Here is a 24,928-nt window from a genome sequence, read left to right as displayed (position 1 = left end):
CGGTGCGGGTCGCGGGTCGCGTCCACCGTCCCATGGACGAAGACACCGACGCCCGAGTATTAGGGTTTTCGTCGGGATCGACGATACGAAACGGCGGCAGGGACGGTCGAAGGAGATCCGAGTTCAACTCCCGCCGGCGGCCGCCCGTGCCCGGCGGCGTGCCTCCTCGACGGAGCGCCCCTCGCGTACGAGCGCGTCGACGAACAGCTCGCCCGCCTTGTAGGAGGACCGAACCATGGGGCCCGAAGCACAGTAGAGGAATCCGAACTCCTCCTCGGCGACGCGTCGCCACGTCTCGAAGACGTCCGGATGGACGTACTCGAAGACGGCGAGATGGGATCGGGAGGGGCGGAGGTACTGGCCGAAGGTGACGACGTCGACGCCGATCTCACGCAGGTCCGAGAGCACCCGGTAGACCTCGTGGTCGTACTCGCCGAGCCCGAGCATCAGACTGGTCTTGGTGTGGATCTCGGAGGTTCGATTCACGCGCTCGAGCACGCGAAGCGACTGCTCGTAGTTCGCCCGGCGGTCGCGAACCGGCCACTGGAGGCGTTCGACGGTCTCGACGTTGTGGGCGATGACGTCCGGTCCCGCCTCGACGATCCGGTCGATCGCGTCGGGATCGCCGCCGAAGTCGGGGATGAGTACCTCCACGAGGATTCCCGGGTCGCGTTCCTTGATCGCCCGGATCGTCTCGGCGAAGTGTGCCGATCCACCGTCCTCCAGATCGTCGCGATCGACCGACGTGAGGACCACGTACTCGAGACCGATCTCCGCGACTGCCTCGGCGACGTTCGCCGGCTCCTCCGGATCGAGGGGCTCCATCCCGCCGGTCTCGACGTCACAGAAGTTGCAGCCGCGAGAACAGCGGTCGCCCATCAACATGAACGTGGCCGTACCGGGTCCGTCGCGGCCCGACCAGCATTCGCCGAGGTTGGGACAGTTCGCCTCCTCACAGACCGTGTTGAGGTTCCGGTCGCGAAGCGTCGATCGGATCTCCGTGAACCGTCTCCCGGCGGGCGGCCGCATCTTGAGCCAGTCCGGTTTGCGCCGCCTACTGCTCATGGTCGATCCTGGGCCGGAGCCGCCAAAAGCGTGCGGGTCGGTGCGGAGGCGGTGGGGGCTCCCGGCTTCGGCAACCTTTACCACCTGCGACGATTATCCGCGGGTATGCAGTGGAGCACCGACTGGGGTCTGAGAGGCAGGATGGCGTTGACCATGTTCCTGCTTTTCGCCCTCTATCTCGTCTTCATCGCGTTCCTGCTCGAGACGGGGATGATCAGCATGGGCGGAGCGATCGTCTTCATGGGCGCGTTCTCGTTCATCCAGTACTACTACAGCGACAAGCTCGCGCTCAGGAGCATGGGCGCTCGAACCGTCGAGCCGGAGGAGGCGCCGGAACTCCACCGGACGATCGAACGATTGAGCCAACAGGCGGACCTCCCGAAGCCGGCCGTGGCGATCGCCGACACGCAGGTTCCGAACGCGTTCGCGACCGGACGCAACCAGCGGAACGCGACGGTCTGTGTCACGACCGGGCTCACGAACACCCTCTCACAGGAGGAGCTGGAGGGCGTGATCGCCCACGAGCTCGCACACGTCAAGAACCGCGACGTGATGGTGATGACCATCGCGTCGTTCCTCTCGACCATCGCCTTCTTCGTCGTGCGGTGGGGATGGCTCTTCGGCGGCAACGACCGAAACGCCCCACCTGTGTGGGTGGCGATCGCCGTCTCGCTCGTCATCTGGGTCGTCTCGTTCCTGCTGATCCGCGCGCTCTCGCGGTACCGCGAGTTCGCCGCGGACCGGGGGGCCGCGAGCATCACCGGGAACCCGAGCGCACTCGCGTCCGCCCTCCTCTCGATCGACGGTCGGATGGATCGCGTTCCCAAGGAGGACCTCCGGCAGGAGGCCGAGATGAACGCGTTCTTCATCATCCCGATCCGGTCCGGCATCATCGGCAAGCTGGCGAGCACCCACCCCCCGACCGAGCGACGCGTCGAGCGGCTCCGCGAGCTCGAACGCGAGATGGAAACGGCGTGAGAAAGGCCCTAATCCCCGGGGCACGAATCCACGGTCAGTAGATGGGACTCTTCGAGACGATCCGGTCGGTCCTCGGCACGAACGCGGAATCGGACGCGACCCGGGAGGCCGATCCGGAGGACCTCTTCGGCATGTCGACCGCGTACATGACGATGCAGGCGGACCTCGGGTACGACCACGTCGGGGAGGCGGCGCTTTGTTTCTCCGACGTCGACTCGACCGCCTTCGGCGACGCCGTCGAGGAGGTCGAGGCGATCCTCGGCGCCGGCGAGGACGAGACCGGAACCGGGTACCACCAGCACGCAGACGAACACGGGTACCGGTGGTTCGTCCTCGAGGACGAGGATCCGGAGGACCTGGTGACGAGCGTTCACTTCGCCGCCGATACGTTCGTCGAATCCGGGTTCGGATCGCGGCTACTCGCCGCAGTCTTCGGGTTCGAGAACGAGGAGCGGCGCGCCTACTGGATCTACTCGTTCCGACGCGGGAGCTACTACCCGTTCGTCCCGGACGGAGACCACGACCGCGACGAGCGCGTCGAGTTCAAGCTCCGGTCGGTGCTCGAGGGCGAACTCGGCGTCGAGGACGACGAGTCCTACTGGTACCCGTTGTGGCCGGACGCGCCGGGACGTCATCCGTGGGAGTGACGTGCGTGACCGACGACGACTCGACGGGACGAGGGGGGATCGAACGGTCGGGGCGAAAACGCGCGCTCCGACTCGTCGCGATCCAGGCGAGCCTGCTCTCGGCGGCGGCCCACGTGCTGTGGGCGTGGCCGCGGCTCCGGAGCGGAGACGGTCAACGAGCACCGATATTCGTGCTCGCGGCGGCGTTCACGCTCGCGATCGCCGTGGCCACGTTCCGCGGCGGCGAGTACCGGCGGCTGTACGCGCTCGGTGCCGGAACGCTCTCGACGTTCCTGCTCGGGTTTCTCGTGTGGCATCGGTCGGCACCGGTCGAGGCGTTCCTCGCCGACCCGTACGCGATCGTCTCCAAACTCGCCGAGATCGTCGGCGTCCTGGCGTTCGCGGCGCTCTACCGGCTGGCGCCGCCGACGCGGGTCGCCCTCGAGCGTCGACGCGAGGGGAGGCGGGAGGGATAGCCGACGATGGTCGAACCGTACCGGACGGTCGCCGGACGGGCGCGTTCCGCCTTCGAGGTCCGCGGATCGGAGTTCATCGGCCACGCCTCACCGGCCGCCTCCGTCGAGGACGCGGAAGCGTTCGTCGAGACCATCGAGGCGGAGTTCGCGGACGCAACGCACAACGTGCCGGCATATCGCGTTCCGGACGATTCCTCGGACAGGGGTTCGCCCGAGAGCGAGGCGATGCTTCGCGAGTACGCGAGCGACGACGGGGAGCCGAGCGGCTCCGCCGGAAAGCCCTGCTTGAACGTGCTCCAGGGGGAGGAGATCCGCAACGCCGTCGTGGTAGTGACTCGCTATTACGGCGGGACGAACCTCGGGGTCGGCGGGCTCGTTCGGGCCTACTCGCGAGCGACGAAGGAGGCGATCGAGGCCGCGGGCGTGATCGAGGAGGAGCCCGCTCGGGAACTGGACCTGGAGTGCGTCTACGACGACTCCGGGACGGTTCGCGGGATCCTCGAGTCGACCGGTGCCGACTTCGAGGCGACCTACGGCGAGGACGTCTCCTTCGAGGTTCGAGTGCCGATCGACGACGCCGAGGAGCTCGAGGACCGCCTGCGAAGCGCGACGAGCGGGCGCATCGAGATCGGGGAGTAACCGATCACGATCGCGACGGAGTCAGGATTTCGCGGGAAGCGATGGCGAGCAGGTGATACGTCGGGGCGACACGTCGTCGTCCAAATCGTTCCCGCGGCGGTGTATCACGCACCCGCCTCGTTCGCCGCGGGGGAGGTCTCAGGACACGCGGCGGCTGGGTCGCGATCGGTGATAAACCTCCGGCGGAAAGGCGTCGCCGAGCCGCCGATCAGTCGACGATGATGTCCGAGTGATCACCGCCGCCATCCACGGGATCCGTCTCCGTCTCCATCTCGCGTTGGTAACGTGCGATCCATTCGGCGAAGCAGTCCGGACAGAGCCGCTGTGTGTCGATGTTCGCCCGGTCCACGCTCAATCGGACGGTTCGCGAGAGCGCGTCCGGCGTCGGGTCCCCGCAGGCGCTACAGGGGGCGTCGGCCTCCGTGTCGCTCATACCGGCACCTCGACCGGCTTCGACTTAAAAGGGGAGGAGGGATCGGGACTCAGCAACCGCGGGATGAAGACCGACCGTTCAGGGCGATCGATGAATCACGTCGAACGGTGGTCACGTCGTTCGAAACGGCGGTCACGTCGTTCGGAACGCCCTGTCGCCCGCATCGCCGAGGCCGGGGACGATGAAGCCGTCCTCGTCGAGCCGGTCGTCGATGGCGACGGTGAGGAGGTCGGCCTGGGGGACCGCCTCGCCGACGCGAACGAGCCCGTCGGGGGCGGAGACGGCCGAGAGGACGAACAGGTTCTCGAACCCGTCGGCCTCGCTGAGGACGTGGTCGAGGACCGCGGACATCGTCGAGCCGGTCGCGAGCATCGGGTCGGCGACGATGACGGTGTCGCGTTCGGTGATCTCCGGGAGCTTGACGTAGTCGATCGTGATCGGGAACTCGCCGTCGTCGTTCATTCCGGCCTCCTCGTCGCGGCCGGCCGAGATGACGCCCTGTTTCGCCCGCGGGAACGCCTTCAACAGCCCCTCGACGAAGGGGGTCGCGGCGCGCAGGACGTTGATGATCACGACGTCGTCGAGGCCCTTCACGCGCTCGCCCGTCGTCTCGGCGAGCGGGGTGTGTACCGGGACGTACTCCGTCTCCATGGCGCCGTCGATGATCTCGTACCCGCAGATGCGGCCGAGCTTGACGAGCCCCTTCCGGAAGGCGACCTGTTCGGTCTCGACGTCCCGGAGCCGCGAGAGGGTGTCCTTCGCCAACGCGTGCGTGATGAGGTAGGCGTCATCGCGGTCTTCGATCGTCATCGTCGGCGATTTCCGCCCGCCGAATCTTTAACGACCCGGTTTCACGCTCCCGGGGAGACCGAGAGCCGGACGTGTTTGTCGGCGTCGAACCACTTCCGCCGAGGCACCCGACCCCTTTTACTCGATGACGACCAACCCGGGAACGTGTCAGACCCGGCGTACCTGCGGTTCTTCCCCTACGAGGAGCCCTATCCGAACCAGCGCGAGGCGATGGATCGGATAGCGAACGCGCTCTCGCGCGGCCAGGACGTGCTCTTCGAGGGCGCGCCGGGGACCGGAAAGACCCTCTCCGCGCTCGTGCCCGCCCTCGAGTATGCGCGCGAACACGATCGGACCGTGGTCATCACGACCAACGTCCACCAGCAGATGCGCCAGTTCGTCGAGGACGCGCGGGCGATCACCCGAACCGAGCCGATCCGGGCGGTCGTGTTCAAGGGGAAGTCGTCGATGTGCCACATCGACGTCGACTACCGGGAGTGCCAGACGCTTCGGGACGCGACGCGCTCGCTCGTCGAGAGCGAATCCGACAGGGCCGAACTCGAGCGACGCCAGCAGGAGCTGCTCGCGGAGAGCCGCGAGGGGAACGACGACGCGGCGGCGGCACGCGAAGCCGTGATGGAGGAGCTCGAGGAGGTCGAATCGGAACTCGAGGAGGTCGAGTCGTCGAACGTCTGTGACCGCTATCACGCGAACCTCACGCGCGATACGGACGCGTTCTTCGAGTGGCTCTTCGAGGACGTTCGCACTCCGGAGGAGGTCTACGAGTACGCCGACGAGCGGGGGCTGTGCGGCTACGAGCTCCTGAAGGAGGGCATGGAGGGGGTGGATCTGGTCGTCTGCAACTACCACCATCTGCTGGATCCGACGATCAGAGAGCAGTTCTTCCGGTGGATCGACCGGGAGCCGAGCGAGATCCTCACGGTGTTCGACGAGGCGCACAACGTCGAGGACGCCGCACGCGAGCACGCGACGCGGACGCTCACGGAGAACACCCTCGAATCGGCGCTCGACGAGCTCGAGGAGGTGGACGACTCCAGAGCGGAGGCGGCGGAGAACGTGCTGTCGGCGTTCAACGAGGCGCTCGTGGAGACCTACGAGGAGTCGTTCGGCTACGGGGCCGCGGCGACCGTCGGCGACCGTTGGGAGGACGTCCCGATCGACAACGACGACCGGCGCGACGACCTCACGCTCGCGTTCTTGAACCGCTATGAGGGACGCGGGATCGACGTCGAGGCCGAACTCGCCGTCCAGCTGGGGCGCGCCCTCGAGGAGGAGTACGACCGGCAGTATCGCGAGGGCGAGACCACGACGCGCAGGGAGTCACAGACGTTACAGGCCGCGCGGTTCGTCGCCACGTGGATGAAGGAGGGGACCGAACTCGGCCAGTATCCGGTCGTCTCCGTCCGACGCAACGAGACCACGGAGGAGGTCTACGGGCGCGCGGAGCTGTACACCTGCATCCCGCGGGACGTGACGAGCGAGCTGTTCGAGGAGGTCGCCTCCTCCGTGTTGATGAGCGCGACGCTTCGCCCCTTCGAGGTCACCTCGGAGGTGCTCGGCTTAGAGGACGTCGCCACGATGGCCTACGGAATGGGGTATCCCGAGGAGAACCGACTGACCTACGCGGTGGACACGCCGCCCCTTTTCGCCGCGGATCGGTCGGATTCGGAGGTTCAAGAGACGATCGCGAACCTACTTCGCGACGCGATCCGGTTTACCCCGGGGAACACGCTCGCGTTCTTCCCGTCGTACTCGGAGGCGGAGCGGTACCACCAACGGCTCCAAAGCGGGATGGACGGAGGGCCGACCGACCCGGAGTCAACGGGAGACGACCCGCTCGGGACCCTGTTGCTCGATCGCCCCGGGGAGGACGCGGAGGAGCTGAGACGACGGCTCGTCGGGAGCGAGAACGCCGCGATTTTCACCTCGCTTTGGGGGACGCTCGCCGAGGGCGTCAGCTTCGACGACGGCGACGCCCGGACGGCGATCGTGATCGGCGTGCCGTATCCCCACCTCGACGACCGAATGGAGGCCGTCCAGGAGGCCTACGACCGCGCGTTCGCGGACGCCTCGCCCGGACGCGATCCGGGGTGGACCTACGCCGTCGAGGTGCCGACGGTCCGCAAGACCCGGCAGGCGCTCGGACGGGTGGTTCGAGGACCCGACGATTTCGGCGTGCGGATCCTCGCGGACCGACGCTACACGAGCGCGGACATGGGCAAGTACTCGGTCCGGGGGCGGTTCCCGCCGGAGGAGCGCGAGGAGCTGATCGACGTATCGCCCGAGAAGGTGAAGTTCGGGATGTTGAACTTCTACGGGGACCACGACGCCTACGGGGGATCTCCGCCGGAGCCGTGAACGCGGACCCCTCGAATCGCCCCACGAGCGCGATCAGCTCGGGTTCTTTCGTGTCAGATCGCTCCCACAGACCGGACAGCGATCGGCCTCGTCATCGAAGGTGCGACCACAGCCCGCACACTGAAAGAGCCACTCGCGTTCCTCGGTGATCCCCTCACGGTCGATGGGGTTCACCGCCACGTCGAGCCGTTCGGCGACGTTCTGCATCGCGTAATCGTCGGTGACGAGGGTGGCGTCGAGCTCGAAGGCGGAGGCGACGAGGCGGACGTCGGTCTCGGAGAGGACGTCGGCGTCGCCCGACTCGCGGGCGGCCCGTCGGACGCGGCGGATCGCGTCGTCGGCGGGGACGTGGACGTGCATGCCCGATCCCTCCATCGCGTCGAACCGGAGCGCGTGGCCGCCCGAGAGCTCCTCGTGGACCTCGGGGACCGACGCGGTCGGTTCCTCCGTGCGGTATTCGTGGATGAACGCGGAGGAGTCGAGGACCTGCATCAGCGCGAAACGACGATGTAGTCCTTCACCGCCTGGACGGCTCCGACCGGCACCTCGAGGCGGCCTCGTTCGTCGGTGGAGAAGCCGCTGCGGCTCGGATCGAGCTGTTCGTGCGGCGAGACGAGCAGGTGTTTGAGCTCGCCCGTCTTCAGATCCATCGTGATGTTGTAGAGGTCGCCGAGTTCGGTGCCGTCCGAGCCCATGACCGCCTTGCCGGAGAGGTTCTCCGCGAGGATTTCGACCATGTTCGAAGGAACCCGGCCGTCCACCTTAAACGCCACGGGGGCGTCAGACGGCCGACGAACGCGCGGCGCGGATCGACGCGGTGCGATAGGACCCGCGAGGACGGAGTTCGTGGCTCCTCGACGTTTTGAAACACTTAACTGGCGTCCCCGACTCGAAGACGATATACCGGCCTTCTCGGGGCGATTCTCATGACCGACGATACACATCCCGACACCCTTCGAACGCCGATCGTCGCCGTGCTCGGCCACGTCGACCACGGAAAGACGAGCCTGCTCGACAAGATACGCGGCTCCGCCGTGAGCGAGGGCGAGGCGGGCGCGATCACCCAACACATCGGCGCGACGGACATCCCGCTTTCGACGATCTCCTCGATGGCCGGCGAGCTGGTCCAGCCCGAGGACTTCGATCTCCCCGGCCTCCTGTTCATCGACACGCCCGGACACCACTCGTTTTCGACGCTTCGCGCGCGTGGCGGGGCGCTCGCGGACATCGCGGTGCTCGTCGTCGACGTCAACGACGGCTTCCAGCCGCAGACCGAGGAGGCGATCGACATCCTTCGGCGGACCGGGACGCCGTTCGTCGTCGCCGCCAACAAGATCGACACCACGCCCGGGTGGAACCCGAACGAGGGGCGGCCGACCCAGGTGACCTACGAGGCCCAATCCGAGCGGGCACGGTCGAGACTCGACGAGAACCTCTACTCGCTCATCGGCGAGCTCTCCGATGCCGGCTTCTCCGCCGATCTCTACTGGCGGGTTCAGGACTTCCAGAAGAACATCGGGGTCGTTCCCGTCTCCGCGATGACCGGCGAGGGAATCCCCGACCTTCTCACCGTGTTGATGGGCCTCTCCCAGCGGTTCATGCGCGAGGAGATGGCGATCGACGTCGCGGGGCCGGGCGTCGGGACGGTCCTCGAGGTCAAAGAGGAGCGCGGGTTCGGCGCGACCGTCGACGCCGTGATCTACGACGGGGTGATCCGCACGAACGATCGGGTCGTCATCGGCGGACAGAACGAGCCCATCGTCACGGACATTCGGGCGCTGTTGCAGCCGAAGCCGCTCGCGGAGATCCGCACCGAAAAGCAGTTCGAGCGGGTCGAGGAGGTCGCCGCGGCCGCGGGCGTGAAGATCGCGGCTCCGGGACTCGAGGACGCCATGGCCGGCGCCCCGGTCCGCGTGGTCCGGGACCGGGACGTCGACGACGTCGTCGCCGAGGTGAAGGCGGAACTCGAGGAGATCGACGTCGAGACCGGAGAGGACGGCGTCGTGATCAAAGCCGATACGCTCGGGTCCCTCGAGGCCATGGCGAGCGCGCTCGAGGAGGCGGAGATCCCGATCATGCGCGCGGAGGTCGGCGACATCGCGCCGCGGGACGTCGCGATCGCGGAGACGGCCAACCAGGAGGAGCACAAGGCGATCCTCGGCTTCAACGTCGATCTCCTCGCGAGCGCCCGCGACGAGCTGGAGGCGGCCGACGTCAAGCTGTTCTCGGACGACGTCATCTACCAGCTGATAGAGGAGTACGAGACGTTCGTCGAGGAGCGCGAGCGCTCGAAACAGGAGACGGTGCTCGACAAGATCGTGCGTCCGGCGCGCTTTCGGCTGCTTCCGGACCACACCTTCAGACAGAACGACCCCGCCGTCGTCGGCGTCGAGGTGCTCGCGGGGACCCTCCAGAACAACCGTCACGTCGTGGAGTTCGGAAACGGCGAGCCGGATCGGATCGGCCAGCTGTCGGGGATCCAAAACCAGGGCGAGGACGTCGAGGAGGCGCGGGCGGGCGAGCGCGTGAGCGTCGCCATCGACGGGCCCACCGTGGGCCGACAGATCGAGGAGGGCGACGTGCTCTGGACGGAGCTACCCGAAAAGCACGCGAAGATCCTCGAACAGGAGCTCTCGGACGAGATTCCGGCGGACGAACTCGAGGCGCTTCACGGCTACCTCGACAAACGCCGGAGCAGGGACCCCTTTTGGGGCAAGTAGAACGGGACCGTCTCGTTCGATCGAGGGGGTTCCGCCCCGCGTCACTTCGCCGTCGGCGTGAGGTCGCCGATGGCGTTCATGACCTGCAGCGCGGCGCTCGCCGCGAGGCCCTTCGCGACCTCGTCGGTTTCCGTCTTCTCGAGTCCCGCGTCCAGGTCCTCGGGGTCGGGGGTGAACCCGGCCGAGACCGGGTGGCCGGCCGGGGGATTGACCGCGACCGTCGCCTGCGGGCCGTCGCTTCCGACGGACAGTTCCGACCCGACGACGTAGCTGTCGGGCAGGTACGATTCGGTCTGGGTGACGATCCCGGCGACCGCGCTTCGGAGCTCGCGCTCCTGGGTGGCCGAGAGGTCGACGGGCGGCGTCTCCGGTTCGCCGGCCGCGGTCACGCCTGGGGGTCCGGCATACGGGTTGTTGCCGTTCATTGAGGGGTGGGATCGATACGGACAGGACGGTGAAAAAGGCGTCGGCGATCGCGATCGGATCGAGCCGGCGTCGCGGGCAACCGTGGAGAGGGAACGGCTCAGACGATCGGATCGGAGTGGCCGTAGGCGGCGAGCACCACGACGCAGGTGTGCGCGTCGGCGACGGGAACCGCCGACTCGAGGTGGAGCTCGCGATCGGGAAGCTCCCAGTCGCGAAGCTCGCCGCCGGCATCGAGCCCCTCGTGGATCCGCTTCCTGACGGCTTCGGGGTCAGTGCCCGAGACCTCGTAGAACAGCCCGGGACCCGGACCGGTCGTCCACCCGAGTCCCGCGACGATCTCCGCCGGCGCGTCGTCGGCGTCGAGTTCGTCGGGGCCGACCACCCGTTTCGACTGAACGACGGTAAGGCGGTTCCCGGCCGGACCCAGATCGGGCGCGTGCTCGACGCGCTCGACGGTCGCGTCGGCGGGGACGACGGACGAGACCGTCACGAGGTTGTAATCGTGGAGGTTCGCGTCCGCGAGCGCCGCGTCGTAGGCCGCCATCTCCGTCGGGGCGACGCCGACGCCGCCGGCGACGTGGATCGATGCCATCGCCGGAGGTAGGCCGCCGCGCCGCTAAGGGGTTACGAAACGGGTGGCCGGGGACCGCAGGGATCAGTACTGGTAGTGGACGTTTCGGTCCGCGACCTCGTCCGCGTCCTCCAGCTTCTCGAGGGCGTCCTCGAAGTCGCCGCGCCGGACGGCCGTGCGGTCGTCGCGGATCGCGAACATCCCCGCCTCGGTGGCCAGCGAGGCGATGTCGGCGCCGCTTTTGTCCTCGAGGTCGGCGGCGACCGCCGAGAGGTCGACGTCGTCGTCGACGTTCATGTCCTCCGTGTGGATCTCGAGGATTCGCTCGCGCCCCTCGACGCCGGGTTTCGGCACCTCGATGAGCCGGTCGAAGCGACCGGGACGAAGGATGGCCTCATCGAGCATGTCGAAGCGGTTGGTGGCCGCCATGATCCGGATCTCCCCGCGCTCGTCGAAGCCGTCCATCTCCGAGAGCAGCTGCATCATCGTCCGCTGGACCTCGGCGTCCCCGGAGGTCTTCGAGTCGGTCCGCTTTGCGGCCACGGCGTCGATCTCGTCGATGAAGATGACGGCGGGTTCGCGTTCGGCGGCGAGCTCGAAGAGGTCACGGACGAGCCTGGAGCCCTCGCCGATGAACTTCCGGACGAGCTCGGAGCCGGCCATCTTGATGAAGGTGGCGTCCGACTCGTTGGCGACGGCCTTGGCGAGCATCGTCTTGCCGGTGCCCGGCGGACCGTGCAACAGCACGCCGCTCGGCGGATCGACCCCGACGGCGTCGAAGATCTCGGGGTTCTCGAGGGGGTCCTCGACGGCCTCTCGAACCTCGCGGATCTGCTCGTCGATCCCGCCGATGTCGGCGTACTCGACGTCCGGGGACTCCTGGATCTCCATGGCCTGTGCGCGGGCGTCCGTCTCGTCGTCGAGGGCCGTCTGGATCGAAAACGAGTCGTTTATGGCCACGCGATCGCCCGGTTCGAGGTCCGCCTCGAGCCGCGAGGCGGTTTCGGTGAGGACCTCCTGGTTGTTGCCGTGCTGTTTGATGACGACGCCCTCGTCCGTGATCTCCTCGACCGACGCGACGTACAGCGAGGAGGTCTTGAGCACCTCGTTCTCGCGTTTCAGCGAGTCGACGTCGTCCTTCAGGTCCTCGCGTTGGCTCTCCGCGTCCTCGAGGCGGTCCTCGAGTTCGTCGTTCACCTGGACGATCCGGGCGAAGTGTTTGCGGATCGCCTCCAGTCGCTCGGCCTCGCTCATCTCCGGATCGAGGTCGAGTCGGGGTCGATCCGGAAGTGACGGACTGTGGGACATTCGTTGTGGACGATTGGGTTCGCGCGTAAATGTGCCTTTGGGTCACGGTTGATTTTTTGACCACGCTCATCCGTTCGATCGGCCGAGCCGCGAGAGGTCCTCCAGTTCGACCGCCTCCGGAACCGCCGAGAGCGCGGCGGGGTCCCAGTCGTCGTGAGCGAGCGTGACGCTCGCGTGTGCGTGTTCGCGAGCGAGTCGTGCGACGCCCTCGGCGGCGGCCCGCTCCGCGGCGACGTCGGGGCGTTCGGGGACCTCCGCGGTCAGCGGATACGTCTCGGAGAGCGCGGGGGGGTAGGGACCGAACGGCGGACGGATCCGCCAGACCGCGTCGTAGTCGTGATCCGAGGGGGGCTTCGACTCGGTCACGAGCAGGCGGTCGGGCACCGTGAGCCGACCGAGCCGGTCGTGGTGTCGCTCGACCTCCGGACGGGACGGCGAATCCGCGGAGACCGAAAAGAAGGTCCCCTTCGAGACCGGGTCCGTCCGCTCCAGCTCGCCGCGGTGATCCAGGAGCGCCCGGTAGCCGTCCCACATCGCGGGATGCCCACGCGCGCGGCGCTCGACGAGTCCGAGGAGGTTCCCCGACCGGATCGCCTGTTTGACGCGGCGAAGCTCGGCGAAGGTGACGTGGAGGTTGTGCTCGGCGAGCAGTCGCTCGCGCTCGGTGTCCCCTCGCGATCGGAGGTCCGCCGGCGCGTGCTGTGAACACACCGGACACGAACAGGGGAGATACTCGAGGTCCTCGAGGTGTTCGGTCCCCGAAACCGTGAGGTAGCGGCCGTCCCGGGCCATGAGCGCGTAGGCGGCCGAGTCGAAGAGGTCACAGCCGCACGCGACCGCGAGCGCGAGCATCATCGGGTGGCCGGCGCCGAACAGGTGGACCGGACAATCGGGGTCGAGCCCGCGTTTGGCGCCCATCACGACCTCGACGACGTCGGCGTACCGATAGCCGTTCATCAACGGCACGACCGCGCCGACCGGGAAGACGTCCAAGTCGGTGGACGCGGCGTGGCGACCGGCGCGCTCGCGGAGGTCGGGATACGTCGATCCCTGAACCGGGGCGTTCACGAGCATGTCGCCGGTGTCGACCGCGGCCGCGTCGGCGAGCGCGGTCTCGGTCGTCTCCAGTTCGGCCGCCGCGCGCTCGCGGTCGACGTCGGGAGGGGTCGGGACGTCGACCGGGGTGGCGATGTCCGACCCGATCGCGTGCTGGAACTCGAGGATCTCCGCCGTCGTCACGTCGATGTCGCCGTACTCGGCGAGCTGGAAGGATCCGGAGTCGGTCATGATCGCGCCGTCGAACCCGAGGAGGTCGTGGAGTCCCTCCTCGAGTGCGCGCTCGCGGACCCGGTCGGTGCTGTGGATGATGTAGGAGTTGGTGATCAGGACGTCGACGCCGAAGGTCGAACGGAGCCGGGAGGGGTCGATCGTGAGCACGTTCGGGTTGACGACGGGCAACAGCGCGGGCGTCTCGACGTCGACGCCGGCCCGGGGAACCGTCAGGGAGCCGATCCGGGCGGCCCCGTCGTGGGCCCGTATCTCGAAGTGCTCGCGCATGTGCCGTCTCCACGCCCCCGAGCGGTAAGGGTTGCGTTCCACCCGGGACGCGGGTCACGTTCCGATCGAACCGACCGTGGTCCCCGAACGACCACCGACGGTCGGCCGCTCACTGAAGCAGCATCGGACCGAACAGCATCACGGACAGCGCCGCGAGCATCGTCACGCCGATCGCGGTCGTGATCGCTCGGGTGAGCTCGGATTTGGAGCTCACGGGGAGCCTGGAGACGACCGCCTCGGTCGCGGTCCGGAGGATGCGTCCCCCGTCCAGTGGGAAGGCGGGGATGCAGTTGAAGAAGGCGAGCTGGAGGTTGATCCAGCCGGTCCAAAACAGCAGGTTCGCGGCGAGGAAGACGGCCGGATCGCCGAGAACGGAAAGCGGGCCCGAGACCTCGTAGAACGGGACGTTCGTCCCGACGAATCCCGCGAAGTTGTAGTCGGTAGCCGGATCGACGATGGAGTAGAAGGGAAGAACCGTCACGAGAAGCAGCGTCCCAACGAGCGAGTCGCTCGCGGAGCCGGTCAACATCGAGAGGTACTGTCCCGCCGGATACGACCGGACTCCGAGGCTGTCGGCGGTCACGCCGCTTACCCCGCCGGCGATCTGAACGCCGAGGTAGGCTCCGTCGTCGTCGGTGCCGTCGGCGGCGGCGATCGATCCGAGCTCGACGTCGTACTCAACTCGCTCGCCGTCGCGGTAGGCGACGATCGTGACCGTCTCGTTCGCGGCGCGCGCGTCGATCGCCTCGCTCAAGCCGCGCTGGTCGACGACGCGCTCGTCGCCGACCGCGGTGATGACCACGTGTTCGCCGGCCGGCGCGCCGGCGGCGTCGAAGGGGGCGTCCGGAACGACCGCGACGAGGGCGCCGGCCGGTCCCTCGACCGTGGTTCCGTTCGCGGTCTCGAAGGTGTGAACGTCCCCGTCGCGAACGGCCTCGCGGAGGGCGGCCTCGGTCCGAACCGGCTCGCCGTCGACGGCGGCGATGGTGTCGTTCGCGGAGAGCCCGTTCTCCCCCGCGAGCGGCGAGACCGCGGCGACGCCGGTCACGAGCAGCCGGCGGTCGACGACGCGTTCGCGGCCGTCGTGGAGCGCGACCGTGACGCGCTCGTTCGGGTTCTCCGAGAGCACGTCCCGGAGTTCGTCGGGGGTCTCGACCGGGGTTCCGTCGACGGCGACGATCCGATCGCCGGACCCGATTCCCGACTCCGCGGCCGGGGAGCCGGGGTAGGCGCCGCCGACCGCGGCGCCCGGCGCGACCGACACCGCGCCGGCGATCGGAACGAAGAGCAGGCCGAAGGTGACGATGACGACGATGAGGTTCGCGGTGACGCCCGCGGCGAACATCCGGGTCCGATCCCCGCGGTCGGCCCGCTTCGTGGACTCCTCGTCGGGCTCGACGAAGGCGCCGATCGGCAGGAGGGTGAAGAGCGCGACGCCCATCGAGTCGATCTCGATGTCCTCGACGCGACAGAGCAGGCCGTGAGCCCCCTCGTGGACGACGAGCGCAACGAGCAATCCGAAGACGATCTCGACGGCGACCGTAAGCGGGAGGAAGTCGTTGACGCCGGGGATGATGAGGACGTTCTGGGGCGTGTTGATCCCGGTCGGGGCGGGCGGGTTCGAGAGGATCTCGATCGCGTTGAAGATCAAAAGCAGGAACGTGCCGGCCATGACCACGAGCGCAACGCCGACGCCGAGATTGGCGATCGCCCGGATGAAGCGCTTCGGGCGGGCGAGCCGGTCGAGAAGGGCTCGACCCCGGGTCGTGTGGATCGTCGTCAGGGGACCGGAGATCCGGACCGACTCCGGCAACGCGCCGCGGTTGCGAAGCCACATCGCGATCGCGGTGTAGGCGAGAACCCCGGAGAGGATCCAAAACAGGGTACTCATTGGTCCGTCTTGGCCGCCGGAGGGGGAAAGGGGTTCGGTTGCGGAAGTGACGTGCCGTCGGGCCACGGTGTCCCGCTCGAGACGTTCCACAGCAGTTAGGACCCCCCACGCCGTAGCCGCCCACATGTACACACCGGTGGAGTTCATCACCGAGCTCGTCGGCGGCGTCCCGCGACTCGCGAACATCTTCCTCGAGAACGTTGTCGCGGGCGGAGATCCGCTCTCGATCGTCTCCTTCCTGGTCGGACAGCTGTTGATCGTCGGCTCCGTGGTCGCCATCGCCTACCTGGCCGTCGGCGCGCTGGCGAACGAGGTCGGCATCCAGTTCCCGTCGCTCGGCGAGTGAACTAAGTCGGCGGTTCCGAACCGGACGAGCCATCCACGACGTCCCCGAGCGCCGTCGCCGCGAGATCGACGGCGTCCTCGAGGTCGGGACCGAGCGGCGATCCGACCACGATCCCGTCGGCGTGCTCGAGGATGGCCTCCCCGCGGTCCGCGACGTCCGCCGGCGTCCCCGCGATACAGAAGGCGTCGATCATCGCCGGGGTGACGGCCTCGAACGCCGCGGAGAACTCGCCGGCGCTGATTCGGTCGCCGATCGCCTCGGCCGTGTCGGCGTCGATCCCGTGGCGATCGAGGACGGGCGGCGCGGCGCCGGCGGCGATGAACGCCACGGCAGGACGGGCGGCCTCGCGGGCAGCATCCGCGTTCTCGGCGACGCTGACGCTCGCGTACGCCAGGAGATGGAACCCTCCGCGGGAGTCCGAGCGCTGTGAGAGTCCCTCTTCGACCCGGTCGCGCGCCCAGCCGAGGTCGGCCGGATGCGAACCGTTGAACAGGAGCCCGTCCGCGTGTTTGGCCGCCATCCGACACATGTGCGGTCCCTCCCCGCCGACGAGAACCGGGATGTCGGCTCCCTGTGGCGGCCGGTAATTGAGTCCGGCGTCGGCCGCCTCGAAGGTGCCATCGTGATCGACCCGGTCTCCGTCCCAGAGCCGTCTCGCGATCCGAAAGGCCTCGAGGACGGGACGAAGTCCCCGCCCGTCGGAGAGCCCGAGGTTCCGAAGCGTCGACGGGTCGCCGGGCCCGACCCCGAACAGGGCTCGACCCCCGGAAGCCTCATCCAGGGTCGCGACCCGGGAGGCGAGCGTCACGGGGTGGGTCTCCAGGGGATTCACCACCCCGGGTCCGACCCGCACCGTCTCCGTCTCGAGCGCGAGCCGGGAGAGGAACGCCCAGGGATCACGGTTGTTGTAGTGACACGTCGCGAAGACCGCGTCGTAGCCGGCCGCCTCGGCGGCGACGCCGAGGTCGACCAGTCGATCCAGCTCGTGTTCCGGGGTGAGTTCGATTCCGAACATGTCTGAAGTGTGTGAGTAGCGGTTTCAGCTGCCGCGGGAATTCACGCCTCGGTGGACCACTCGCGGATCGCCCGACGAACGAGGTCGCCGTCGACCTCACGGAAGTGCGCGTCGGATCCCTCGTGGTCGCCGAACTCGAACCCGCGAACGACGACGGCCGGCGTGCCGGCGTCGCCCTCGCCGGCGACCAGGTTCGTGGCCGCGGCCAGCTCGTCTATCACGTTCTCGACCGTGGCACCGAGTTCCCTGCCGTCGCGGTCGGCTTCGCCTCGCCAGTCGCGGCTGGCCGGAAGTCCCGACCACCCGATCGCGACCCCGCGTTGGCCGTGGCGAAACGGTCGCCCGCAGGTGTCCGTGACGATGACGCGGTCCGCGTCGATCCCCGATCGGATCCGTGCCGCGCTCTCGGAGGGACGCTCCGGAAGCAACAGGAGATCGCCGTCCGGGACGTTGGACCGGTCGATCCCGGCGTTGACGCCGACGTGGCCGAAGCGCGTGGCCGTCAGCAGAAACGGCGACTCGAGGAGGATCTCGACCGACTCCTCGAGGACCGCCTGGGCGAAGCGCGGGTCCTTCGGCTCGCCGGTGACCTCCTCCAGGCTCGCCGCGATCTCGCGAGCGCGAGGTCCGGCCGGAAACGCGTCGTAGTCGCAGACGCGTCCCTCGGCCTTCGAGACGACCGTGCTCGCCACACACACGACGTCGTCGGGACGCAGATCGACCCGGTCGGCGATCATGCCGGCGAGGTCGTCGCCCTCGCGGACCTCGGGGAGATCCGGAACCGCGAACAGTTCCATACGGTCCGGTTTCGAGTGCGCGGTCAAAACCCCGACGGTAGCGGAGACGGGAGACGAACACGATCGCGTCAACGGAGACGAGTTCCGAACTCGGTCTCCGACGGATCGGTCGACTGAAGGTCCGCGGATCCCTATCACCACCGGGCGGCGGTGACGAGGGGTTACCCCCACCGAGCCCCGTGTGACGATGGGTTTTTTCCGAGCCGCCCGTTTCCGGTTGGACCGTCGCGAAACGCCGTCATCGAAGAGCGGAGCGAAAGTGGGTTCTCTCCGAGACGATGGACTTCAGTCGTCGGGTTTCGACGGGAACCGGAAAGGTCGACGATCGGACGGAGGGATCCGCGATTCGACGACGGGAGAGCCGGGATCGGACGACGCGAGGTCGACGACTTGACGAAGGTATATATCGGAAGCCAGCACCACTCCCGTCGAGTGATCTGAGCGATCGCCCACGACGGCCGAGGCGGGTGTCCGGCGGCCCGTCGTGGATCGGAAGAAGCGCCGGCTGTTCGCCACTTCCGCCGAGCGGTCAGTACGAGGCGGCTCGCTTGTCCAGCCCCGCAGCCTCGATGTCCTCGCCGTCGACGGAGGTCCGAAGCGCGTCCATGCCGTCGAACCGGTCGATCTCGAAGTTCGAGGCGTACAGCTCCTGGACGCGGTCGTACTCCTGCGCGGAGAGCGGCGGCACCTCGCTGGCCTCGGCCCACTCGTCAATGTCGGCCGTCGTCCGGAACGTCGGCGTCACCGAGGCGACCTCGTCGTTGTGAAGCAACCACCGGATCGCCGCCTGGCCCATCGTGCGATCGCCGTCACGCTCGAGGAATCGGAGCGCTTCGACCTTCTCCCACCCGGTCTCGTACCACTCGGTCGGTCGATGGGACCGATGGTCGTCGTCGCCGAGTTCCGTCTCCGGCGTGACCTGCTCGTTGAGTAGCCCCGACGAGTGGGGAACCCGCGCCAGGATCGAGGTGTCGGAATCGAGCTCGCGAACCGTCTCGAGAAAGTGCATGCCGGGGTCCTGCTCGAGGAGGTTGAAGACCGTCTGGACGGCGTCGAAGACGTCGTCCTCGATCGCGGCGTCACCCTCGGCGAGCCAGCCGATCGACGGACCGAGCGCCCACCCGATCGCCTCGGCGCGCCCGTCGGCTTTGAACTCGCGGAGGACGTCGCGCACCTCGGGCGTCACCTCGTCGACGTTGGCGTTGTGTAGCTGGAGGAACTCGACGTGGTCGGTGCCGAGCCGATCGAGGGATCGATCGAGGGCCTCACGGAGGTATTCGGGGGTCAGCTCCTTCGGGAGTTCGCCGTGGCCGGCCTGCGGATTGTCGTAGAAGTCGTAGCCGATCTTCGTCGCGAGCGTGACCTCGTCGCGGTGTTCCGCCAGCGCCTTCCCGACGAGCTCCTCGGAGTCGCCGTGGCCGTAGACGTCGCCGGTATCGAAGTAGGTGATCCCTCGATCGAGGGCGTGACGCACCATGTCGATCGCCTGCTGCTCGCTGCGGTCGCCCCACCAATCGGTACCGACGACCCAGGCACCGAAGCCGACCTCGCTGACCTCGACGCCGGAGTCTCCGAGCTCGCGGTAGTGCATGCGCGTTCGTAGGGGATCGACCCACTTAGCGCGTGTGGTTCGATCGTGAGGAGCGACCGAAGCGTGGTGGATCACGAGAGGGCGACGCGAACCGCATCGGCCACGAGAGCACCGGGATTGCGGGTTCAAAAACACGCGAGTGATCGGTGTGTCGAGATCGTCGCACAACCGAATTCCTTTGTGGATCGGTGTCGAACAGTCGGCGATGACAAAGCGACACGTGTCCCTCCCCGACGCGGCCGAGGCCGGCGTTCAGGCCCTCATCGACGAGGTCGACGAACGCCTCTCCTCGGAGGAGGACACCTGTGAGGTCGTCAGGGACGTCCTGATCGATCTCCACGGGGATCGCGAGGCGTGGGAGGCGTGGCAGGCCGGCGAGCGCGTCTCCCCGGCCGAGCAGGTTCGCCTCCAGAGTTACGATCCCTGCAACGCCACGCTGGAGTCGGAGTACTACGCCGAAAAGGACGAGGAGGCGTTCCGCCGATCGAAGTACCTCCAGTGGCTCTGGCGGCAGTTCGACGCGACGCCCATGGCCGACAACATCCACTTCGCGTTGCGGTTCCGACAGATGCTCGGCAAACACCTCTTCGCCGAGTGCGGCGACGACTGTCGGTTCTTCAAGGGGATCACCTTCACCTACGGACACAACATCGAGATCGGCGACAACGTCGTGATCCACGACGACGTCCACCTCGACGACCGGGGCCGGCTGACGATCGGCGATCGGGTGTCGATCTCCGACGGCGCACACGTCTACAGCCACGACCACGACATCGTCGACCAGACCGCGATCCGGAACTTCCACACGGAGATCGGCGACGACGCGCGCGTCACCTACGACTCCATGGTCCGTGCAGGCTGTCGGATCGGGAAAAACAGCGTCGTCGGTGCGCGCGCCGTGGTCCAAGGCGACGTGCCGGACCACCACATCGTCGTCGGGATGCCCGCAAAGAGCATTCGGGTGAAGCCGGGATGGGAATCCGAGGCGAAGGACCTCGAGGACGGCCGACTGCAGAGCCGACAGGAGGAGCGGGAGATCGAGTTCGACCTTCCCGACGATCTGGACCCGTTCGACGAGTTCAAACGCGACCTCACCCGGCCCGACGAGCAGGACTGACCGAACGAGTTCGAGACGGGGACGCCGTCACGGGCAGATCGGCCGTTCCGGGCCCGCGTCTCCCGGGGTTCAGTTCCCGTTGGCGAATTTCCTCACTCCGTTCGGAAAATGCGCCGTCCGGGAGTCCCGTGAGCGAAGCGAGCGGGACGTCGGACGGGACACGACCGCAAGGAGTGCGCCGTCCGGGAATTGAACCAGAGGGAGGCGGTCCGGGCGTGCGGCCTCGCTCCGCTCAGCCGTTCCGGGACTGCGACTCCCAGGGTTCAATTCCCGTTGGCGAATTTCCTCACTCCGTTCGGAAAATGCGCCGTCCGGGAATTGAACCCGGGCTAGAGCCTTGGGAAGGCTCTGTCCTACCACTGGACCAACGGCGCGTGCATCGAGGTGTATCGACCGATCGCACTTGAACGTAGCGCTTCACCGGACGTTCGAGCCGATCGGGAACCGCGAGGTGAACGAGCGTCCGGGCGGCCGAGCGTCCGGGCGGCCGGGTAGCTACCGCGAGGGGATGGGCGGCGTCGACCGCTTGTGGTCGGTCGAGTCGTGGCGGTCGAGCAGTCTCGAGACGACCTCCTCGTTGACGTCGATCCGATCGGCGATCGCGTCCGCATCCATCCCGGCATCGACGGCGAGCGCCAACACCGCGTCGACCGTGTCGTAGGGGGCGCCGAGATCGTCGCGATCGTAGTGTCCCGGCAGGAATCCCGCCGTCGGACGCTTTTCGGTGACGAATTCGGGGACGTCGAGGGAGTCGGCAAGCGCACGAACGTCGGTCTTGTAGAGGTGGCCGATCGGCAGCAGATCGGCGGCGCCGTCGCCGTGTTTCGTGAGGTACCCGAGGAGCCGTTCGCTCCGGTTCGTCGTACCGATCACGAGACGATCCGTCGCGTTGGCGGCGAGGTAGGCCATCGACATCCGGAGTCGAGCGATGAGGTTTCCCGTGAGCGCCGGCTCGTCGTGCAGATCGAATCGGTCGGGAACGAGGCTTCCGAACTGGGCGAAAAGCGGCTGGAGGTGTACGGTGTCGTGCTCGATCCCGAGCGCCTCGGCGAGGCCCTCCGCGTCCCGAGCGTTGACCGCACCGGTCTTGTTACAGGGGAAGATCAGCCCGTAGACGTGCTCGGGCCCGAGCGCGGCCGTCGCGAGCGCCGCGGTCACCGTGGAGTCGAGTCCGCCGCTCATGTTCACGACGACGCCGTCGGCGTTCGCCTCCCGAACCCGATCGGCGATGAAGCCGACGATCAGGTCACGTTGGGCGTCGGGAGCGTCGAGGGTCGCGACGTCGAGGACGTCGCCAACCCTCCCGGGGTCCGCGAGTTCGGAGCGTCCTCCGCGGCCATCCCCGATCGGAACGGGACCGGCGTCCGTCATCCTGAAGTCACCCATCCGGGACCTCCGATGAGTCCGCGTGTTCTGGATCGCCAATCACCGACTTGGACGAGAATATAACGAACATACACAGTATTTTTAGTCGTTTCTGGATCTTATTGAACATGAATAAGGAAGTATCTCGGACGAACGTATAAAGAATCTTCGTGGAAAGTGTATAAGGAGATCCCGGATCCGCGCCCGGTCACGTGTCGACGAGGTCCCCGTCGATCCGGTCGCGAACCGAATCGAGCGCCGCCGCAGTCCGGCGGGCCTCGAGGGATTCCTCGCGAAAGGCGGTGAATGCGCTCTCCGCGGCTTCCTGATCGACCTCGAATCGAACGGTCCCGTCGAGATCGGCCGTCTCGCAGTCGTACTCCACGTTCCACAACACGAGGGGCGTCGCCGGCGCGGGGGCGATACCGCGAGGACCATCGAGCGGTTCCGAAGCGAGCACGCGGTCGATGCGTGAGGGCGGGGCGTCACCGATTCCGATGGCGCGAACGAGCGTGACGAGGCGACGAACGAACTCGCGAGGGAATCCGTCGGCGCGCGCGCGGACGACGAGCAGATCGCCCTCGCGCCGTGCGGACGCATCGAGCGTCCGTTCCGTTCCCCCGTCGTCGGGCGTGAGGTTGTGGAAGTCGTGGGTGCCGGAGAGACGTTCGAGCGCGTCGTGAACTCGACCGTCGTCGAGGGACGAGACCGCCGCGGGCGAGTCGTCGATCGCCGCCGTCGGAGCGTAGAGGTGGTAGCGGTAGGTCCGGGCGCTCGCGTCGTGTCTCGCGTGAAAATCGTCGGGGACATCGGCGGCCGCCCACGCCCGGACGTGTTTCGGGAGCTGACCGTTGAACGCCCGCGGCGTGAGCCAGTCGGGCACATCGAGGGCGATCGTCTGGGCCGCGGCGGAGACGCCGGCGTCGGTTCGGCCGGCGGCGGCGTACCCCGGCGGTCGAGGACGGCCCCCGTCCGGGGTGCGAGGGAGATCCGCGACGCCGAGGGCCTCGAGCGCGTCGAAGATCGCGTCCTCGACGGTCGGCACGTCCGGCTGCCGCTGGAACCCGGAGAACGGACGACCGTCGTAGGCGATCCGGAACGCGCGCACGGACGGGTCTGGTCGGGGAAGGTACATATCCCCGTCGGCCGGGAACGATCGTCGGGGCGGTAGGTCCAGGGGGACGATCGTCGTCGCGTTCGATCCTCGAGGACGGTCGATCAGTCGTCGTTGTCGTCGTCCATCGGAACCGAGATCACGGGAACCGGCGACTCCCGGATGACGCGTTCGGTGATCGAGCCGAGCAGCACGCGCTCGAGTCCCTGTCGCGTGTGCGTCGGCATCACCACGAGGTCGGCGTCGATGGACTCGACGACCGAACGGATGGTCTCGTGGGGCGTTCCGCGCTCGACGTGGGTGACGACATCGATGTCGGCGTCGGTCGCCTCGAGCGCCTCGGCCACGTCGTGAACGCGGTCGTAGGCCGCCGTCTCGAGGCGGTCCGCGAGCGTGCCGATTCGGGGGTCGTTGAGCACCTCCTCCATCGAGTCGACCACGGAGAGAACGTGAACCGTCGCGCCGTATCGCTCGGCCAGGGTCGCGACGTGGGGGACCGCTCGCATCGTGTCGCCATCGGGAGCGACGGGCAACAGGATCCGATCGTACATGCGTGTCCGTTCGAGCGAAGGGACCAAAACGATGGTGGGTGGCGAAGGAGACGACGGCGGACTCCGGTCGACCGGCTCGACGGGGACCCGTTCAAAGGATCAGGAACCGAAGGAGCCACAACACGCCCATCCCCGCGGCGATCGTCGCGAGGACGTTCCCGGTTCGCCAGGCCACGACGCCCGCGGCGAGCCCGGCGATCAGACGCGCGTCGAGGAGGGTCGCCCGGGCGGTCGCCTCGATCGAGACGAGCTGGGGCACGACGAGGGCGGCGAGCACCGCGGGCGGGACGTACCGGAGCGTCCGCTCCAGCTTCGGCGGCACGTCGTCGATCCGGCCGAACAGGTGGATGAACGAGAACCGGAGGCCGTAGGTTGCGATCCCTATCGCGACGGTGGCGAGCCAGATCGCGGGGGCGCCGTACTCCGTCATCGGTTCCCCACCGCCTCGGAGACGAGTCCGGCCGCGACCCCGGCGACCGCGCCGATCGGGAGCGAGAGGTTGAACGGCGCGCCCGCGGCGAGGACCGCGACCGCGCCGCCGACCAGGGCGGCCACGATCCGGGGACGATCCGTCATCACGGGGACGAGGATCGCGAGAAAGACGAGCGGGACGGCGAAGGAGAGTCCCCACTCCTGGGGGACGCTGGTGCCGACGACGACGCCGAGGGCGGTACAGACGATCCACGTGATCCAGAGGGTCAACGCGACGCCGAGGTAGTACGACCGGATGTCGTCGACCTCGCCGGTCTCCTGTTTCGTGAGCGAGAGCGCGTACGCCTGGTCGGTGAGCAGATACGCGAGCGCGGCGCGGGTCCGCCGCGAGTAGTCGGCGAGGTGTGGAGCGATGGAGGCCGAGTACATGAGCAGCCGGAGGTTGATCACGACCGCGGTGAAGACGACCACCGCGAGCGGCGCGGTCTCGCCGAGCAGGTCGACCGCGGCGATCTGGGAGGCGCCCGCGTAGACGACCGCCGACATGCCGACCGCCTGAACGGGCGTCAAGCCGGCGTCGATCGCCGCGATTCCGGTCACCATCGCGAAGGGAACGACGCCGAGGAGAAGCGGAAGGCAGTCGCGAACGCCCGAGCGGAGATCCGCGTTCATACCTCCGAGTGAGCGGGGGGTGCATCAAAGCGGTATCGGAGTCGCGGCGATGGACACGGACCCACGCCGG

The 24,928-nt window shown here is 67.8% G+C and carries 26 protein-coding genes and 1 tRNA gene; 8 read left to right on the top strand and 19 right to left on the bottom strand.

Features of this window, described 5'->3' with window-relative positions:
• Nucleotides 1-123: 123 nt before the first annotated feature.
• Nucleotides 124-1,065: a lipoyl synthase gene (lipA, locus tag ACZ5YD_RS10795; protein ID WP_379743211.1), complete on the bottom strand. Its 942-nt coding sequence runs from the start codon at nt 1,063-1,065 to the stop codon at nt 124-126.
• 105 nt (nt 1,066-1,170) lie between these two features.
• On the opposite strand from lipA, the gene htpX reads away from it, so the two are divergent.
• From htpX to ACZ5YD_RS10775, 4 genes are read left to right on the top strand one after another with little or no spacing between them, the layout of a single operon-like run.
• Entirely contained in the window at nt 1,171-2,043 is an 873-nt protein-coding gene (htpX, locus tag ACZ5YD_RS10790; protein WP_379743214.1) for a zinc metalloprotease HtpX, read from the top strand.
• A gap of 41 nt (nt 2,044-2,084) precedes the next feature.
• Nucleotides 2,085-2,690: a PspA-associated protein PspAB gene (pspAB, locus tag ACZ5YD_RS10785; protein WP_379743217.1), complete on the top strand. Its 606-nt coding sequence runs from the start codon at nt 2,085-2,087 to the stop codon at nt 2,688-2,690.
• Nucleotides 2,691-2,695: 5 nt separating this feature from the next.
• Nucleotides 2,696-3,145: a hypothetical protein gene (locus ACZ5YD_RS10780; RefSeq protein WP_379743221.1), complete on the top strand. Its 450-nt coding sequence runs from the start codon at nt 2,696-2,698 to the stop codon at nt 3,143-3,145.
• A 6-nt stretch (nt 3,146-3,151) separates the two neighbouring features.
• The gene (locus ACZ5YD_RS10775) at nt 3,152-3,784 is read left to right on the top strand and encodes an IMPACT family protein (RefSeq protein WP_379743224.1); all 633 of its coding nucleotides are present in this window, start codon (nt 3,152-3,154) and stop codon (nt 3,782-3,784) included.
• A gap of 208 nt (nt 3,785-3,992) precedes the next feature.
• Here the strand turns inward: ACZ5YD_RS10775 and ACZ5YD_RS10770 are convergent, their stop codons facing one another.
• Both ACZ5YD_RS10770 and upp read right to left on the bottom strand, forming a co-directional pair.
• The gene (locus tag ACZ5YD_RS10770) at nt 3,993-4,217 is read right to left on the bottom strand and encodes a DUF7569 family protein (protein WP_379743227.1); all 225 of its coding nucleotides are present in this window, start codon (nt 4,215-4,217) and stop codon (nt 3,993-3,995) included.
• Between the two features lie 132 nt (nt 4,218-4,349).
• Nucleotides 4,350-5,027 (bottom strand): uracil phosphoribosyltransferase, encoded by a 678-nt coding sequence (upp, locus tag ACZ5YD_RS10765; protein WP_379743230.1) that lies wholly within the window; start codon nt 5,025-5,027, stop codon nt 4,350-4,352.
• Nucleotides 5,028-5,171: 144 nt separating this feature from the next.
• Here upp and ACZ5YD_RS10760 point away from each other — a divergent pair, with 144 nt between their 5' ends.
• Nucleotides 5,172-7,385: an ATP-dependent DNA helicase gene (locus tag ACZ5YD_RS10760; protein ID WP_379743233.1), complete on the top strand. Its 2,214-nt coding sequence runs from the start codon at nt 5,172-5,174 to the stop codon at nt 7,383-7,385.
• A 33-nt stretch (nt 7,386-7,418) separates the two neighbouring features.
• Here the strand turns inward: ACZ5YD_RS10760 and ACZ5YD_RS10755 are convergent, their stop codons facing one another.
• Both ACZ5YD_RS10755 and ACZ5YD_RS10750 read right to left on the bottom strand, forming a co-directional pair.
• Nucleotides 7,419-7,877 carry an NOB1 family endonuclease gene (locus ACZ5YD_RS10755; protein ID WP_379743236.1) on the bottom strand — a complete coding sequence of 153 codons (459 nt, stop codon included), beginning with the start codon at nt 7,875-7,877 and terminating at the stop codon, nt 7,419-7,421.
• Nucleotides 7,877-8,122: a PRC-barrel domain-containing protein gene (locus ACZ5YD_RS10750; RefSeq protein ID WP_379743239.1), complete on the bottom strand. Its 246-nt coding sequence runs from the start codon at nt 8,120-8,122 to the stop codon at nt 7,877-7,879. The genes ACZ5YD_RS10755 and ACZ5YD_RS10750 overlap by 1 nt, the downstream gene beginning before the upstream one ends.
• Nucleotides 8,123-8,311: 189 nt before the next feature.
• On the opposite strand from ACZ5YD_RS10750, the gene infB reads away from it, so the two are divergent.
• Complete coding sequence (gene infB, locus ACZ5YD_RS10745) at nt 8,312-10,105, top strand: translation initiation factor IF-2 (protein WP_379743242.1); 1,794 nt, start codon at nt 8,312-8,314, stop codon at nt 10,103-10,105.
• A 41-nt stretch (nt 10,106-10,146) separates the two neighbouring features.
• Here infB and ACZ5YD_RS10740 read toward each other — a convergent pair whose 3' ends face one another.
• The 5 genes from ACZ5YD_RS10740 to ACZ5YD_RS10720 form a co-directional block, all read right to left on the bottom strand.
• Complete coding sequence (locus tag ACZ5YD_RS10740; protein WP_379743245.1) at nt 10,147-10,530, bottom strand: DUF5811 family protein; 384 nt, start codon at nt 10,528-10,530, stop codon at nt 10,147-10,149.
• Between the two features lie 98 nt (nt 10,531-10,628).
• Nucleotides 10,629-11,123 carry a pyruvoyl-dependent arginine decarboxylase gene (locus tag ACZ5YD_RS10735; protein ID WP_379743248.1) on the bottom strand — a complete coding sequence of 165 codons (495 nt, stop codon included), beginning with the start codon at nt 11,121-11,123 and terminating at the stop codon, nt 10,629-10,631.
• A 63-nt stretch (nt 11,124-11,186) separates the two neighbouring features.
• Nucleotides 11,187-12,410 carry a proteasome-activating nucleotidase Pan2 gene (gene pan2, locus ACZ5YD_RS10730; protein ID WP_379743251.1) on the bottom strand — a complete coding sequence of 408 codons (1,224 nt, stop codon included), beginning with the start codon at nt 12,408-12,410 and terminating at the stop codon, nt 11,187-11,189.
• 66 nt (nt 12,411-12,476) lie between these two features.
• Nucleotides 12,477-13,967, bottom strand: a complete 1,491-nt coding sequence (tgtA, locus tag ACZ5YD_RS10725) for a tRNA guanosine(15) transglycosylase TgtA (protein ID WP_379743254.1) — start codon at nt 13,965-13,967, stop codon at nt 12,477-12,479.
• A 109-nt stretch (nt 13,968-14,076) separates the two neighbouring features.
• Complete coding sequence (locus tag ACZ5YD_RS10720) at nt 14,077-15,858, bottom strand: site-2 protease family protein (RefSeq protein WP_379743257.1); 1,782 nt, start codon at nt 15,856-15,858, stop codon at nt 14,077-14,079.
• Nucleotides 15,859-15,982: 124 nt separating this feature from the next.
• Here ACZ5YD_RS10720 and ACZ5YD_RS10715 point away from each other — a divergent pair, with 124 nt between their 5' ends.
• Entirely contained in the window at nt 15,983-16,204 is a 222-nt protein-coding gene (locus ACZ5YD_RS10715) for a hypothetical protein (protein ID WP_379743260.1), read from the top strand.
• Between the two features lies 1 nt (nt 16,205).
• On the opposite strand, the gene ACZ5YD_RS10710 is transcribed toward ACZ5YD_RS10715, so the two are convergent.
• The 3 genes from ACZ5YD_RS10710 to ACZ5YD_RS10700 form a co-directional block, all read right to left on the bottom strand.
• Nucleotides 16,206-17,219, bottom strand: coding sequence for a 5,10-methylenetetrahydromethanopterin reductase (locus ACZ5YD_RS10710; RefSeq protein WP_379743262.1), 1,014 nt, complete (start codon nt 17,217-17,219; stop codon nt 16,206-16,208).
• A gap of 41 nt (nt 17,220-17,260) precedes the next feature.
• The gene (locus ACZ5YD_RS10705) at nt 17,261-18,016 is read right to left on the bottom strand and encodes a coenzyme F420-0:L-glutamate ligase (protein ID WP_379743265.1); all 756 of its coding nucleotides are present in this window, start codon (nt 18,014-18,016) and stop codon (nt 17,261-17,263) included.
• Nucleotides 18,017-18,545: 529 nt separating this feature from the next.
• Nucleotides 18,546-19,607: an aldo/keto reductase gene (locus ACZ5YD_RS10700; protein WP_379743268.1), complete on the bottom strand. Its 1,062-nt coding sequence runs from the start codon at nt 19,605-19,607 to the stop codon at nt 18,546-18,548.
• A 205-nt stretch (nt 19,608-19,812) separates the two neighbouring features.
• On the opposite strand from ACZ5YD_RS10700, the gene ACZ5YD_RS10695 reads away from it, so the two are divergent.
• Nucleotides 19,813-20,724, top strand: coding sequence for an acyltransferase (locus ACZ5YD_RS10695; RefSeq protein ID WP_379743272.1), 912 nt, complete (start codon nt 19,813-19,815; stop codon nt 20,722-20,724).
• Nucleotides 20,725-21,027: 303 nt separating this feature from the next.
• Here the strand turns inward: ACZ5YD_RS10695 and ACZ5YD_RS10690 are convergent.
• The 6 genes from ACZ5YD_RS10690 to ACZ5YD_RS10665 form a co-directional block, all read right to left on the bottom strand.
• A tRNA-Gly gene (locus ACZ5YD_RS10690) sits at nt 21,028-21,098 on the bottom strand.
• Nucleotides 21,099-21,219: 121 nt separating this feature from the next.
• Nucleotides 21,220-22,110: an NAD+ synthase gene (locus ACZ5YD_RS10685; RefSeq protein WP_379743276.1), complete on the bottom strand. Its 891-nt coding sequence runs from the start codon at nt 22,108-22,110 to the stop codon at nt 21,220-21,222.
• Between the two features lie 187 nt (nt 22,111-22,297).
• Nucleotides 22,298-23,224: a tRNA pseudouridine(38-40) synthase TruA gene (gene truA, locus ACZ5YD_RS10680; RefSeq protein WP_379743279.1), complete on the bottom strand. Its 927-nt coding sequence runs from the start codon at nt 23,222-23,224 to the stop codon at nt 22,298-22,300.
• An 83-nt stretch (nt 23,225-23,307) separates the two neighbouring features.
• A complete protein-coding gene (locus ACZ5YD_RS10675; RefSeq protein ID WP_379743282.1) occupies nt 23,308-23,754 on the bottom strand; it encodes a universal stress protein in 447 nt (148 codons plus the stop codon).
• Between the two features lie 91 nt (nt 23,755-23,845).
• Nucleotides 23,846-24,184 (bottom strand): AzlD domain-containing protein, encoded by a 339-nt coding sequence (locus tag ACZ5YD_RS10670; RefSeq protein ID WP_379743285.1) that lies wholly within the window; start codon nt 24,182-24,184, stop codon nt 23,846-23,848.
• Nucleotides 24,181-24,858, bottom strand: coding sequence for an AzlC family ABC transporter permease (locus tag ACZ5YD_RS10665; RefSeq protein WP_379743288.1), 678 nt, complete (start codon nt 24,856-24,858; stop codon nt 24,181-24,183). The genes ACZ5YD_RS10670 and ACZ5YD_RS10665 overlap by 4 nt, the downstream gene beginning before the upstream one ends.
• Nucleotides 24,859-24,928 lie beyond the last annotated feature (70 nt).

The sequence above is a fragment of the Halopenitus salinus genome (assembly GCF_055397165.1).
This window is presented reverse-complemented; position numbering and strand designations above follow the sequence as displayed.